14 protein-coding genes are annotated in these 11,884 nt (G+C 72.4%); 9 read left to right on the forward strand and 5 right to left on the reverse strand.

Annotated elements, in window-relative coordinates:
• The first annotated feature begins 141 nt into the window (after positions 1-141).
• Together ABD346_RS18030 and ABD346_RS18035 are read left to right on the forward strand one after the other, a co-directional pair.
• A complete protein-coding gene (locus tag ABD346_RS18030) occupies positions 142-1,482 on the forward strand; it encodes an NsdA family TPR-like regulatory protein (RefSeq protein ID WP_344375932.1) in 1,341 nt (446 codons plus the stop codon).
• A 51-nt stretch (positions 1,483-1,533) separates the two neighbouring features.
• Positions 1,534-2,070 carry an NUDIX domain-containing protein gene (locus tag ABD346_RS18035; RefSeq protein WP_344375933.1) on the forward strand — a complete coding sequence of 179 codons (537 nt, stop codon included), beginning with the start codon at positions 1,534-1,536 and terminating at the stop codon, positions 2,068-2,070.
• A 12-nt stretch (positions 2,071-2,082) separates the two neighbouring features.
• On the opposite strand, the gene ABD346_RS18040 is transcribed toward ABD346_RS18035, so the two are convergent.
• Both ABD346_RS18040 and ABD346_RS18045 read right to left on the reverse strand, forming a co-directional pair.
• Complete coding sequence (locus ABD346_RS18040; RefSeq protein ID WP_053723564.1) at positions 2,083-2,340, reverse strand: hypothetical protein; 258 nt, start codon at positions 2,338-2,340, stop codon at positions 2,083-2,085.
• Between the two features lie 192 nt (positions 2,341-2,532).
• Entirely contained in the window at positions 2,533-3,393 is an 861-nt protein-coding gene (locus ABD346_RS18045; protein ID WP_189962129.1) for a 3-hydroxybutyryl-CoA dehydrogenase, read from the reverse strand.
• Between the two features lie 163 nt (positions 3,394-3,556).
• On the opposite strand from ABD346_RS18045, the gene ABD346_RS18050 reads away from it, so the two are divergent.
• The gene (locus ABD346_RS18050; RefSeq protein WP_344375936.1) at positions 3,557-4,816 is read left to right on the forward strand and encodes a glycoside hydrolase family 10-like protein; all 1,260 of its coding nucleotides are present in this window, start codon (positions 3,557-3,559) and stop codon (positions 4,814-4,816) included.
• A 10-nt stretch (positions 4,817-4,826) separates the two neighbouring features.
• Here ABD346_RS18050 and ABD346_RS18055 read toward each other — a convergent pair whose 3' ends face one another.
• The gene (locus ABD346_RS18055; RefSeq protein ID WP_344375937.1) at positions 4,827-5,021 is read right to left on the reverse strand and encodes a DUF1918 domain-containing protein; all 195 of its coding nucleotides are present in this window, start codon (positions 5,019-5,021) and stop codon (positions 4,827-4,829) included.
• A gap of 76 nt (positions 5,022-5,097) precedes the next feature.
• Positions 5,098-5,937 carry a DMT family transporter gene (locus ABD346_RS18060; protein WP_381226291.1) on the reverse strand — a complete coding sequence of 280 codons (840 nt, stop codon included), beginning with the start codon at positions 5,935-5,937 and terminating at the stop codon, positions 5,098-5,100.
• Positions 5,938-6,094: 157 nt separating this feature from the next.
• On the opposite strand from ABD346_RS18060, the gene ABD346_RS18065 reads away from it, so the two are divergent.
• The 3 genes from ABD346_RS18065 to ABD346_RS18075 all read left to right on the forward strand — a co-directional run bounded on the left by ABD346_RS18065 (position 6,095) and on the right by ABD346_RS18075 (position 8,703).
• Complete coding sequence (locus tag ABD346_RS18065; protein WP_344375941.1) at positions 6,095-7,531, forward strand: aminotransferase-like domain-containing protein; 1,437 nt, start codon at positions 6,095-6,097, stop codon at positions 7,529-7,531.
• A 96-nt stretch (positions 7,532-7,627) separates the two neighbouring features.
• Positions 7,628-8,059, forward strand: coding sequence for a GNAT family N-acetyltransferase (locus ABD346_RS18070; RefSeq protein WP_344375943.1), 432 nt, complete (start codon positions 7,628-7,630; stop codon positions 8,057-8,059).
• 50 nt (positions 8,060-8,109) lie between these two features.
• Complete coding sequence (locus ABD346_RS18075) at positions 8,110-8,703, forward strand: histidine phosphatase family protein (RefSeq protein ID WP_344375946.1); 594 nt, start codon at positions 8,110-8,112, stop codon at positions 8,701-8,703.
• A gap of 34 nt (positions 8,704-8,737) precedes the next feature.
• On the opposite strand, the gene ABD346_RS18080 is transcribed toward ABD346_RS18075, so the two are convergent.
• Positions 8,738-9,295: a sugar O-acetyltransferase gene (locus ABD346_RS18080; RefSeq protein ID WP_344375948.1), complete on the reverse strand. Its 558-nt coding sequence runs from the start codon at positions 9,293-9,295 to the stop codon at positions 8,738-8,740.
• 163 nt (positions 9,296-9,458) lie between these two features.
• On the opposite strand from ABD346_RS18080, the gene ABD346_RS18085 reads away from it, so the two are divergent.
• The 3 genes from ABD346_RS18085 (at position 9,459) to ABD346_RS18095 (ending at position 11,823) form a co-directional block, all read left to right on the forward strand.
• Positions 9,459-9,824, forward strand: a complete 366-nt coding sequence (locus ABD346_RS18085) for a YciI family protein (protein ID WP_344375950.1) — start codon at positions 9,459-9,461, stop codon at positions 9,822-9,824.
• Positions 9,821-11,068 (forward strand): RNA polymerase sigma factor, encoded by a 1,248-nt coding sequence (locus ABD346_RS18090; RefSeq protein ID WP_344375951.1) that lies wholly within the window; start codon positions 9,821-9,823, stop codon positions 11,066-11,068. Before ABD346_RS18085 ends, ABD346_RS18090 begins: the two co-directional genes overlap by 4 nt.
• Positions 11,069-11,139: 71 nt before the next feature.
• On the forward strand, positions 11,140-11,823 hold the full coding sequence (locus tag ABD346_RS18095) for a hypothetical protein (RefSeq protein WP_344375953.1): 684 nt from the start codon (positions 11,140-11,142) through the stop codon (positions 11,821-11,823).
• Positions 11,824-11,884: the final 61 nt, after the last annotated feature.

Raw genomic sequence — 11,884 nt, forward strand, 5'->3', positions numbered from 1 at the left:
CTCGAGGAGAGGCGATTTAGAGTCAACCGACTGGGGACCCTCATGGGCAGAGAGCGCGGCGCATAAATGCGGGTACTCGCTTCACACCCCGTGTGAACCGGGCTCGTCTACGCTGACTTCACCGAGCCAACGGAGGGCCCCATGCAGCCCAATACCCTGCTCGACGCCCTGGTGGACGAGGCGGGGATCTCACACGCCGGGCTGGCCGCCCGGGTGAACCAGGCGGGCCGGGCCAGAGGCCTCGCACTCAGATACGAACACACCGCCGTGGCGCGGTGGTTGAAGGGGCAGCGGCCGCGCGGCCAGGTGCCCGACCTGATCTGCGAGGTGCTCGCGGGGCGGCTGCGCCGCCGGGTCACCCTCGACGACATCGGCCTCGGGGTGCCGGGCGAACCGGTCCCCGCACACGGCTCGCCGCTCGCCGGATTCGTCGAGCGGGCCACCGCCCTGTGGCGCTCGGACGAACAGCAGCGCACGCACATACTCGACGCCCCGGCGGTCACCGGTACCCCGGCCGTCATGCCCGTATGGGAGTGGGAGAACCCGCCGGAGGACACCGATGTGTCGCGCAACGGGCAGACCGCGGTGGGCGAGTCGGACATCGAGATGCTGCGCTCGGCGCGCGAGCACTACGAGCTGATGTACCGCAAGGCGGGCGGCATCGCGACCCGCTCGCGCATCGTCGGCTTCCTCAACGCGGAGACCGCCCCCTTACTGCGCGGCGGCTACACGGACGCCACCGGGCGCCAACTGCACCGGGCCACCGGCGGGTTGGTGGCCATCGCCGGAATCTGCGCGTACGACTCCAACGCCCAGGGTCTCGCCCAGCGCTACTTCCACCAGGCGCTGCGGCTCGCGAAGGCCAGCGGGGACAGGGGACTTGGCGCCTACGTCATCGCCCTGCTCGTCAACCAGTCCCTGTTCATGCGGGACTACCGCCAGTCGGTCGCCTTCGCGGAAGCGGCCCTGCGGGCGGCGGGCGGCCGGCTGAGCCCCGCGCTCGCGGCCGATCTGCACGCGATGCAGGCCAAGGCGTACGCGCATCTGGGCGACGGGCAGAGCGCGCTGTCCTCGATCATGAGCGCCGAGTCGGCGGCCGGGCGGATCAGGCCGGGCCAGGAGCCTGCCGAGACCGGCTACGTCCAGCCGGGCCTGGTCAATGTCCAGGTGGCCGAGGCCCTGCTCAGCCTCGGCGATCTGACGGCCGCGCGCGAACAGGCCGCCCTCGCGGCCGACGAGCCCTGCCACGACAGGGGCAGGGTGCACCGCCTCGCCATGCTCGCGCAGATCGAGCTGCGGCAGGGCGACGCTGACCGGGCCGTGGCCACCGCGGTCGAAATGGCGGAGCGGGCCCGGGGGATGGAGTCGCAGCGATTGCGTGACCGGCTGCGCCTGGTGCGCGAGCACCTGGTGGAGAGCGGTTGCGCCGGCGCCGACGAAGCCGCCGAGCTGATCGACGGGGCACTTCGCGTTCCCCTGTGACCGTCAGCCTGCTGCGATATTGCCATCTACTTGTCGGAAGGTGGCAGAAACGTGCAGTGGACGAACCTGAGCGAACAAACTGTGTATGAGAATCGCTGGTTTCGGGTCAACCTCGCGGACGTAGCGCTTCCGGACGGGCGGCACCTGGACCACTTCCTGATCAGGCTGCGGCCGGTCGCCGTCGCGACCGCCGTCAACGCCGCCAACGAGGTGCTGCTGCTGTGGCGGCACCGCTTCATCACCGACAGCTGGGGCTGGGAACTGGCCGCCGGGGTCGTCGAGGACGGCGAGGACATCGAGGCCGCCGCCGCCCGTGAAATGGAGGAGGAGACCGGCTGGCGGCCCGGGCCGCTCAAACCCCTGCTCACCGTCGAGCCCGCCAACGGGCTGATCGACGCCCGGCACCATCTGTTCTGGTCCGAGTCGGCCGAGTACATCGGCCACCCCGAGGACGACTTCGAGTCGTCCCGCCGCGAGTGGATACCCCTCAAACTGGTGCCCGACATGGTCGCCCGGGGGGAGGTCCCGGCCGCCAACATGGCGGCCGGACTCCTGCTCCTGCACCACATGCGGCTCGCCGACGGCTAGCCGCCGCACCGTCTAGTGACCGAGGGCCTGCCACACGGCGAGCGAGAGTGCGCCGACGGCGGTCAGCACGGTGAGGGCGGGGAGCGGCCACCTCAGATGTTCGAGGGCCGCCACCCGTCCCACCGCGTCGGTCAGTTCGCGCTCTGTCTGCTCGCCCCGCTGGGCGAGCAGCGCGAGCTGGCCGTCCAGGCGGGTCATGCCGACGTCCAGACGGAGTCGTAACTCCGCCAGCTCGTCGACGGTGGTCGAATGTCCCGGGTCGGTGGACACGGCGTGGCTCCTTAGTCCTGTTCCGGACGTGCCATGGATGTGTTGGCTCAGAGTCAACTCGCCGTGTTCCAGGGACGGGAGCGTGTGCGATGGGCATATGCGGGCTCGTTCCGCACACCCGGTGTGCGCGGTACGAGCCCGGCTCATGCCTTTCAGGCGTACACCCGCGTATACAGACGTACGCCGTTTTACTCAGGCGTACGAGTAGAAACCGGACCCGGTCTTGCGGCCGAGGCGGCCGGCGTCGACCATCCGCTGGAGCAGCGGGGGAGCGGCGTACAGCGGCTCCTTGAACTCGTCGTACATCGAGTCCGCGACCGAGGCGACCGTGTCCAGGCCGATCAGGTCGGAGAGCTTGAGCGGGCCCATCGGGTGGGCGCAGCCGAGCTCCATGCCGTTGTCGATGTCCTCACGGCTCGCGATGCCCGACTCGAACATCCGGATCGCCGAGAGCAGATACGGGATGAGCAGCGCGTTGACCACGAAGCCCGAGCGGTCCTGTGCGCGGATGGCGTGCTTGCCGAGCACCTTCTCGACCAGGACCTGGGCCCGGCTGATGGTGCCCTCGGAGGTGGTGAGCGCGGGAATCAGCTCGACCAGCTTCTGCACCGGGGCCGGGTTGAAGAAGTGGATGCCGATGACCTGGTCGGGGCGCGAGGTGGCGACCGCGAGCTTCACCAGCGGGATGGAGGAGGTGTTGGATGCCAAGATCGCGTCCGGGCGGGTCACCACCTGGTCGAGAACCTGGAAGATCTCGGTCTTGACCTGCTCGTTCTCCACGACGGCCTCGATCACGAGGTCGCGGTCGGCGAACTCGCCGAGGTCGGTGGTGAAGCTGAGCCGGGCGAGCGTCGCGTCGCGCTCCTCCTCGGTGATCTTGCCGCGCTCGGCCGCCTTCGAGAGGGAGTTGTGCAGCCGGGTGCGGCCGATCTCCAGGGCCTCGCCGGTGGTCTCGGCGACCATGACGTCCAGGCCGCTGCGGGCGCACACCTCCGCGATGCCCGCGCCCATCTGGCCACAGCCCACAATTCCGACGCGTTCGATGTCGGTCACATCGTGCCTTTCGCTCTACTGCAGTCCCCGGCAGGTCCCCCGTGTGATTCCGGCGCCCGCCTTAAGCCCCTGACGTTACTCCGGACGCGCGCGTGCACGAGGGGCCGGGGCGGGCATGCTCTCCGGTACACCTGGGCCGAGGGACCAATGTGAGGGGTGCGACGTGGGACGAATCACGCGGCGGGGCTTCGTGGCGGGCACGGCCGGAGCGCTGAGCGGGCTGATCACGGCGGGCGGCGCGGTGGCCGCGGACCGGGACGGGACACTGGAACAGGCGGTGCGGACGGTGGCGGCCAGGCGCCGTGGCCGGGACTTCCGCGGGGTGTGGATCGCGTCCGTGGCCAACCGGGACTGGCCCTCCAGACCGGGCCTGACCGCCGCCGCCCAGCGCGCCGAGCTCCTCGCCCACCTGGACAAGGCGGTCGAACGGCGGCTGAACACGGTGGTCCTCCAGGTCCGCCCGACCGCCGACGCGCTCTGGCCGTCCCCGTACGAGCCCTGGTCGCAGTGGCTCACCGGGGTGCAGGGCCAGGATCCGGGCTGGGACCCGCTGGGCACCGCCGTGCGCGAGGCGCACCGGCGCGGCCTGGAACTGCACGCCTGGTTGAACCCGTACCGGATCGCCAACCACACCGACCTCTCGCGCCTCGTCCCGACGCACCCGGCACGCGTCCACCCCGACTGGGCCGTCGCGTACGGCGGAAAGCTCTACTACAACCCGGGCCTGCCCGAGGTCCGCCGGTTCGTCGAGGACGCCATGCTGGACGCGGTGCGCCGCTACGACATCGACGGCGTGCACTGGGACGACTACTTCTACCCCTATCCGGTGGCGGGCGAGACCTTCGACGACGACGAGGCCTACGAGCGGTACGGCGACGGCTTCCCGGACCGGGATGCCTGGCGGCGGAACAACATCGACCTCCTGGTGCGCGAGACGGCCGCCCGGATCAAGCATGTCAACCGCCGGCTGGTCTTCGGCATCAGTCCGTTCGCGGTGTGGCGCAACGCGTCGAGCGACAAGCGCGGGTCGGCGACCACCGCCGGCGTCCAGACCTACGACGACCTGCACGCCGACACCCGCACGTGGGTGCGCGAGGGCTGGATCGACTACATCTGCCCGCAGGTGTACTGGAACATCGGGTTCGCCGCCGCCGACTACGCCGTCCTGGTGCCCTGGTGGGACGAGGTGGCCCGGGGCACCGGCGTCCACCTGTACATCGGCGAGGCCCTGTACAAAGCGGGCGACCCGGCGCAGCCCGCCGCCTGGCAGGACCCGGCGGAGCTGTCCCGCCATCTGACCCTGGCCGACCGGTACGCCTCGGTGCGCGGCCACTGCTTCTTCGCCGCGAAGGAGGTCACCGAGGACCGCATCGGGGCCATGGCCCGCGTCGTCGCCGACCACTACACGCGACGGGCCCGCTGAAGGCCTTCGGCTACTCGTCCTCGGTGATGTGCCGCACCACCGTGTCGGGACCCGGTGACATCAGGGTTTCGTGCCCGTCCTCGAACCGCACCCGGAACGGGGGAGTGCCGTCGGGTCCCAGAATCTCGATGACCTCGGCCTGCCGGTCCTGCTGCCCGACGGTCCTGCCGTGTACGAGGAGTCGGTCGCCCACCATTGCTCGCATGCGGCCAGTCTAGGACGGGACGGGCAAGTTGGCAGGGCCTCAGGACCTGGGTCCGGACCCCGCCCGGATCCAGGCTCTAGGACCGCGCCCGCTGGGTCACCGCGATGCACACCAGGACGCCCGCCGCGGCCAGCGGGGCCGCCGGGGACAGGTGCTCGCCGAGCAGCAGTACCGACCACAGGAGCGTGAGCAGCGGCTGGGCCAACTGGAGCTGGCTGGCCTTGGGCACGCCGATCGCGGCCAGGCCCCGGTACCAGACGTAGAGCCCGAAGAAGTTGGACCCCGCGGCCAGCCACAGCAGCCCGGCCACCCCGTGCGCGGTGAGCCGCCAGGGCTCGTACGCCAGCGCCACCGCGGCCCCCACCAGGGCGAACGGCAGGCACAGCACCAGAGCCCAGCCGACCACGTGCCAGCCCGGCATCACCGAGGCGAGCCTTCCGCCCTCGACATACGCCGCCGCGCACACGAGCAGCGCCGCGAACAGGTACACATCCCCGGCGGACAGCGCCCCGCCGCTCTGCTGCACGGTGAACGCGGCCACCACCGCGGCCCCGGCCAGCGCGGCCGCCCAGAACGCGCGCGAGGGCCGGCGCCCGGTGCGCACCGCGCCGAGGGCCGCCGTGGCCAGCGGAAGCAGTCCGATCACCACGGCGGCGTGCGAGGTCGTCGAGGTCTGCAGGGCGATCGTGGTGAGCAGCGGGAACCCGATCAGCGAGCCGCCCGCGACCACCGCGAGGCCCGGCCAGTGCGCCCGGTCGGGGAACGGCACCCGCTGCCCGAGCAGCAGCGCACCCGCGATCAGCGCGGACAGCGCGATGCGCAGCGACACGAGCGTCCAGGGCCCGAAGCTTTCCAGGCCCCAGGCGGTACCGGGGAAGGTGAGCGAGAAGGACACCACGCCGAGCGCGGCGAGCATCGCCCCGCGCGGCAGGAGTGAGCCGGAACCGGCACCCGGCCCGTTGTCCGGCAGGACGGAACCGGAGCCGCTGTCCTTCACGGCGGACCCGGAAGCGGACCTGTCGTCCGCGCCGACCGCTATCGTCATCTGTGCAGTAGCGCTATCCTGTGCTGTCATGCATGAGCGTAGCAGTGTGGCCGAACTGGCGAAATCCCTTCGTGATGAACTGAATCGCTACTCGGTGGGTGGAAAGCTGCCGTCGAGTCGGGCACTGGTCGAGCGCTACCGGGTCTCCCCGGTCACGGTCTCCCGCGCGCTCGCCCAGCTCGTCGCCGAGGGGCTGGTCGTCACCCGGCCCGGGGCGGGCGCCTACCGCGCCGAGCCGCGCAGGGTGACCGCCCGCACCGGCGACACCTCCTGGCAGGAGGTCGCGCTCAGCGCCGACGGCGCCACCGACCCGGCCCCGCGCGCGGTCGACGCCTCCGGCGTCCTTGCCACCCTCAACGTTCCGCCGACCGGGGTCATCGACCTCAGCGGCGGCTACCTCGACCCCGGTCTGCGGCCCGAGCGGGCCATGGCCGCCGCCCTCGGCCGGGCCGGCCGGCGCCCCGGCGTCTGGAGCCGCCCGCCCGTCGACGGGCTCACCGAGCTGCGCGAATGGTTCGCCCGGGAGATCGGCGGCACCGTCACCGCCGCCGACGTCCTGGTCACCGCGGGCGGCCAGACCGCCCTGACCACCACCCTGCGCGCGCTCGCCGCACCCGGCGCACCCGTCCTCGTCGAGTCGCCCACCTACCCCGGTCTGCTGGCCATCGCCCGCGCCTCGGGCCTGCGCCCCGTCCCGGTCCCCGTCGACCCGGACGGCATCCGCCCCGAACTCCTCTCCCGCGCCTTCGAAGCCACCGGCGCGCGCGTCGTCATCTGCCAGCCCCTCTTCCAGAACCCGACCGGCGCCCTCCTGTCCCCGGACCGCGGCCGCGACGTGGTCCGCATCGCCCACTCCTTCGGCGCGTTCGTCGTCGAGGACGACTTCGCCCGCCGGCTCGCCCACCAGGACGCGGGCCCGCTGCCCGCCCCGCTCGCCGCCGACGACCCCGACGGCGTCGTCGTCCATGTCTCCTCGCTCACCAAGGCGACCTCGCCGAGCCTCAGGGTCGGTGCGCTCGCCGCCCGCGGGCCCGTACTGGAACGGCTGCGCGCCATCCAGGTCGTCGACTCGTTCTTCGTGCCGCGCCCCCTGCAGGAGACCGCCCTCGAACTCGTCGGCTCACCGGCCTGGGGCCGCCATCTGCGCGCCGTATCCGCCGAGTTGACCGCACGCCGGGAAACCCTGGCCGCCGCAGTCCTGCACCACCTCCCCGAACTCGCCCTGCCCCACATCCCGTCCGGCGGCTACCACCTCTGGCTCCGCCTGCCCGACGGCATCGAGGAGACCGCCGTCCTGTCCGCCGTCCTGCGCGCGGGCGTCGCCGTCGCCCCCGGCCGCCCCTACTTCGGCGCCGAACCCCCGGCCGGCCACATCCGCCTCGGCTTCGCGGGCGTGACGGGCCGCGCGGAGATCACCGAGGCGGTACGCAGGCTGCGCACGGCCCTGGACGAGGTGCTGGGCTAGCGGGCGGCCGGCGCGCCGGTCCCTGGTATCTCTCTCATGGCAACCAGCGTGGCACCCGCCACTGACAACCGGCCCGCCGCCTGCGAGGCTCCCCGCATGAGTGACGTGATCTTCCGCGAGTACACGATCTCCAGCGACCCGGCGCGCCTCGATGCCGCCCTCGTCCATCACTGGCTCTCCACGGACGCGTACTGGGCGCTCGGCCGCACCCGGGAGAAGCAGGACGCCGCCATCGCCGGATCCCTCAACTTCGGTGCATATGACGGAAGTTCGGGCGAGCAGGTCGCCTATGCGCGGGTCGTCACCGACCGTGCCACCTTCGCCTGGCTCTGCGATGTGTACGTCGATCCCGCGGTGCGCGGCAAGGGGCTCGGCACCGCCCTTGTGACCGCCGTGCGGGACCACCTGGAGCCGCACGGCCTGCGCCGCATCCTGCTCGCCACGGCGGACGCCCACGGGGTCTACGAGAAGATCGGCTTCCGCACTCTGGAAACCCCGGACAAGTGGATGGCGCTCGGCCTGCAATAGCGGCTCATCGCCTCTTGACCTGTCACGCCTCTGGCCTCACGATCGCGGCCATGAACCGGGTCACGCTGGTCGCCGCCGCACGCAGCTCCGCGCTCCTCGACGAGCGTTTCGACGACGACCGGCCGCTGGACGGGGCCGGCTGGCACGCGGTGGAGCTGGCCGCGCGCGCCCTCGTGCCGCTCGGCGCGGCGGAGCTGCGCTACTGCTCCCCGAGCCCGCGCAGCCGGGCGACCGGCACCGCGCTCGGCTACGCGCCGATGGCCCAGCCCGGCCTGCGGGACTGCGACATGGGGCGCTGGCGCGGCCGTACCCTCGCCGAGGTCACGGCCTGCGAGCCGGCCGCCGTCGACGCCTGGCTCGCCGACCCGTGGGCGGCCCCGCACGGCGGCGAGTCGCTGCTCGCGTTCATCACCCGGATAGGTGCCTGGCTGGACACCCGGCCCGCGGACGACGGCAGCTCGATCCTGGCGGTCGCCGAACCCGCCGTCGTCCGGGCCGCGCTGGTCTACGCCCTGAAGGCGCCGCCCGCCGCGTACTGGAACGTCGAGGTCCGCCCGCTGTCCACGGTCACCCTGACCGGGGCGGCCCGGCGCTGGCACCTGTGCCTGGAGGCCGGGGCCTGGAGCGGCCCGGCGGCCGCCTGAGGCCGAGTCCGGCCCGGGTCGAGCCAAGCTCTGGTCAGGTCAGCTCGCGCACGACCCGGGCCGGGTTGCCGACCGCGAGCACATTCGGCGGCAGATCCTTGGTGACGACGGCGCCCGCGCCCACCACCGTGTTCGCGCCGATCGTCACCCCGGGGCACACGATCACGCCGCCGCCCAGCCACACGTTGTCCCCGATGGTCACGGGCAGCGCCTTCTCCCAGCCCGCCCGCCGCCTCTCGGCGTCCAACTCGTGGGTGGGAGTGAGGAGTTGGACGTTCGGGCCGATCTGGACATCGGCGCCGAGCGTGATCCGGCCGGTGTCGAGGAAGACGGCGCCGAAGTTCACGAACGTACCGGCGCCGATGGTGATGTTGTAGCCGAAGTCGCACTGGAAGGGCGCCCTGACGCGTACGGACTCGCCGACCCCGCCGAGGAGCTCCGCGAGGATCTTGTGCCGGTCGGCGGACGGGGCCGTGGTGGCCGCGTTGTAGGCGGCGCAGAGTTCGGCGCGGCGCTCGGTGTCCGCGCGGAGTTCGGGGTCGTCGGGGATGTACCACTCGCCGGCCAGCATCAGCCGCTTGTTCTCACCCACGGGGTGTCCTCCCAGCTCGGTTGCCCGAAACCGTACGGGCCGAGGGGCGGGCGCGCGGAAAAATATCCGCACGCCGCCGTGTTCCGTGTCGATCCGGCCGGTCCCCGTTCGTATAGATGGTGAGGGCCGCCCCGCCGGGGCGCCACCGTCCTGGGAGAACGTGATGACGAACGCGCGGTACTACCTGCTCAGCGTGGTCCAGCCGACCGAGGGGACGCCGCCCACGCCCGACGAGATGACGCGGATCATGGCGAACCTGGACGCCTTCCACCAGGAGCTGAAGGACGCCGGGGCCTGGGTATTCGCCGGAGGCCTCGCCGCGCCCGGCACGGCCACCGTCCTCCGTGCGAAGGGCAGCGACGTGCTCACCACCGATGGCCCGTACATCGAGAGCAAGGAGTACCTCGGCGGGCTGTGCATCGTGAAGGCGCCCGACCTCGACGCCGCCCTGGACTGGGGCCGCAAGGCGCTGCACGCCACGACGCTGCCCATCGAGGTGCGGCCGTTCCACGGCGAAGTCGAAGAGTGACGGGTCCGGAGCCCCGTGTTCCGGAGGGCGCCGAGGTCGAGCGGGTCTTCCGGGCGGAGTACGGCCGCGCGGTGGCCGTACTGGTCCGTGTCCTCGGTGACATCGATCTCGCCGAGGAGGCGGTGCAGGACGCGTTCGCGACGGCGGTGGCCCGGTGGCCCGGCGACGGGCTGCCGCCGAGCCCGGCCGGCTGGATCATCACCACCGCCCGCAACCGGGCCGTGGACCGCCTGCGCAGGGAGGCGACCCGCGCGGACCGGCAGGCCGAGGCCGTGCGGCGGGCCGAGTTGTACGCCGCCGACGAACCCGCCGAGGAGGGCCCCGTGCGCGACGACCGGCTCCGCCTGATCTTCACCTGCTGCCACCCTTCGCTCGCCCCGGCGGCCCAAGTCGCCCTGACCCTGCGACTGTTGGGAGGACTGAGCACCGCGGAGATCGCCCGCGCCTTCCTGGTGCCCGAGCCGACGATGGCCCAGCGTCTGGTGCGAGCCAAGGCCAAGATCCGCGACGCCGGCATCCCGTACCGGATCCCGCACGAGGCGGACCTCCCGGACCGGCTCGCGGCGGTGCTCGCCGTCGTCTACCTGATCTTCAACGAGGGGTACGCGGCGAGCTCGGGCGAGCGTCTCGTACGGGACGACCTGTGCGCGGAGGCCGTGCGGCTGGGCCGGCTGCTCGTCGAGCTCATGCCGGACGAGCCGGAGGCCCTCGGCCTGCTCGCGCTGATGCTGCTCACCGAGTCCCGCCGGGCCGCCAGGTCCGGCCCGGACGGAGAGCTCGTCCTCCTCGCCGACCAGGACCGCACCCGCTGGAACCCCGAGCTCGTCGCGGAGGGCCAGGAGTTGGTGCGCCGGTGCCTGCGCCGCAACCGGCCGGGCCCGTACCAGATCCTGGCCGCGATCAACGCCGTGCACAGCGATGCCGGGACGCCCCGGGCGACGGACTGGCACCAGGTCCGGCAGCTGTACGACCAGCTGCTCGCCCTCGCCCCGACTCCCGTGGTGGCCCTCAACCGGGCCATCGCGGTGGCCGAGACGGAGGGCCCGGCCGAGGCCCTCGCCCTGGTCGACGCCCTCGCCCTGGACTCGTACCACCTCTTCCACGCCACCCGCGCGGACCTGCTGCGCCGCCTGGGCCGTGACGAGGAGGCGGCGACGGCGTACCGGAAGGCGCTCGACCGTACGGACAACGCGGCGGAACGGGCGTTCCTGGAGCGAAGGTTGGCGGAACCGGGGGCGGGGTGAGGGGGAGCTCTCGCCATCGGTTAACTTGAACGCGTTCAACTTGGCGTGTCGGGTGCCTGGGGAGGGCGATCGTGCGTGTGAATGCGGTGGCGGGGGAGCGGGCTCATCGGTGGCAGGCCGGTCTTGCGGCGGGCGCCGTCCTTGCCACCCTTCCGTGGCTGGCGCTGGGCGCGCATGTCACGTCGGCCGTAGTCCTGTTCGTGTTCTGCGGGCTCCCGGTGGCCGTGCCCCTGCTGGTCCTGCACCGGCGGGAGGCATTCGTCCGGGCCTGCGTCGGGATAGGTCTCACCTCCGTGTTCCTGTCGGTGGTGGGCTTCATGCTGGGGCTGTTCGTGCTCCTGCCGTCGGCCGCGCTCCTGCTCCTCGCCGCCCACGCGGACCCCCGCAGGCGCCCGGTCGGGGCGCGGATCCTGGGCGTTGCCGGCGCACTCCTCGCGCTGGGCGCGACGATCGGCCCGACGGTGTTCGTCTGGGATCTCGTGGTGGCCCCCGCCTTCGCCGAGCCCCACGCCTACCGGGCCCCGCTCCATCCCGAGGACGGCCACTACGACCGCGGCCTCGGGGATGTGCAGGAGCTGCTGCGCGGGTTCGGCGCGACGGATGTCGTCGAGTTGAGCGGCGACGGCATCGACTTCCTGAAGGTCGATTTCCCCGAAGGCCTCTCCCCGCGGGAGCGCGCCCGGCTGAAGGAGAGGACGGAGCAGTTGCCCGGTGTCGAGAAGGTCGAGCTGTGCGGGGCGAGCGACTGCTGGTGAGGTTCTGCCGGTGAGGGGCCCGCCCCGCCGGAAGTCCGTCCGGGGCTTGGGCTGCCACCCG

The sequence above is a fragment of the Streptomyces mauvecolor genome, assembly GCF_039532965.1.
In the GTDB taxonomy this organism is placed as follows: Bacteria; Actinomycetota; Actinomycetes; order Streptomycetales; family Streptomycetaceae; genus Streptomyces; species Streptomyces violascens.

Coding starts and splice junctions, on each gene's coding strand:
- ABD346_RS18030 (WP_344375932.1), top strand. CDS start 142: ATGCAGCCCAATACCCTGCTCGACGCCCTGGTGGACGAGGCGGGGATC.
- ABD346_RS18055 (WP_344375937.1), bottom strand. CDS start 5,021: ATGCGAGCAATGGTGGGCGACCGACTCCTCGTACACGGCAGGACCGTC.
- ABD346_RS18060 (WP_381226291.1), bottom strand. CDS start 5,937: ATGCTCGCCGCGCTCGGCGTGGTGTCCTTCTCGCTCACCTTCCCCGGT.
- ABD346_RS18065 (WP_344375941.1), top strand. CDS start 6,095: ATGCATGAGCGTAGCAGTGTGGCCGAACTGGCGAAATCCCTTCGTGAT.
- ABD346_RS18070 (WP_344375943.1), top strand. CDS start 7,628: ATGAGTGACGTGATCTTCCGCGAGTACACGATCTCCAGCGACCCGGCG.
- ABD346_RS18075 (WP_344375946.1), top strand. CDS start 8,110: ATGAACCGGGTCACGCTGGTCGCCGCCGCACGCAGCTCCGCGCTCCTC.
- ABD346_RS18085 (WP_344375950.1), top strand. CDS start 9,459: ATGACGAACGCGCGGTACTACCTGCTCAGCGTGGTCCAGCCGACCGAG.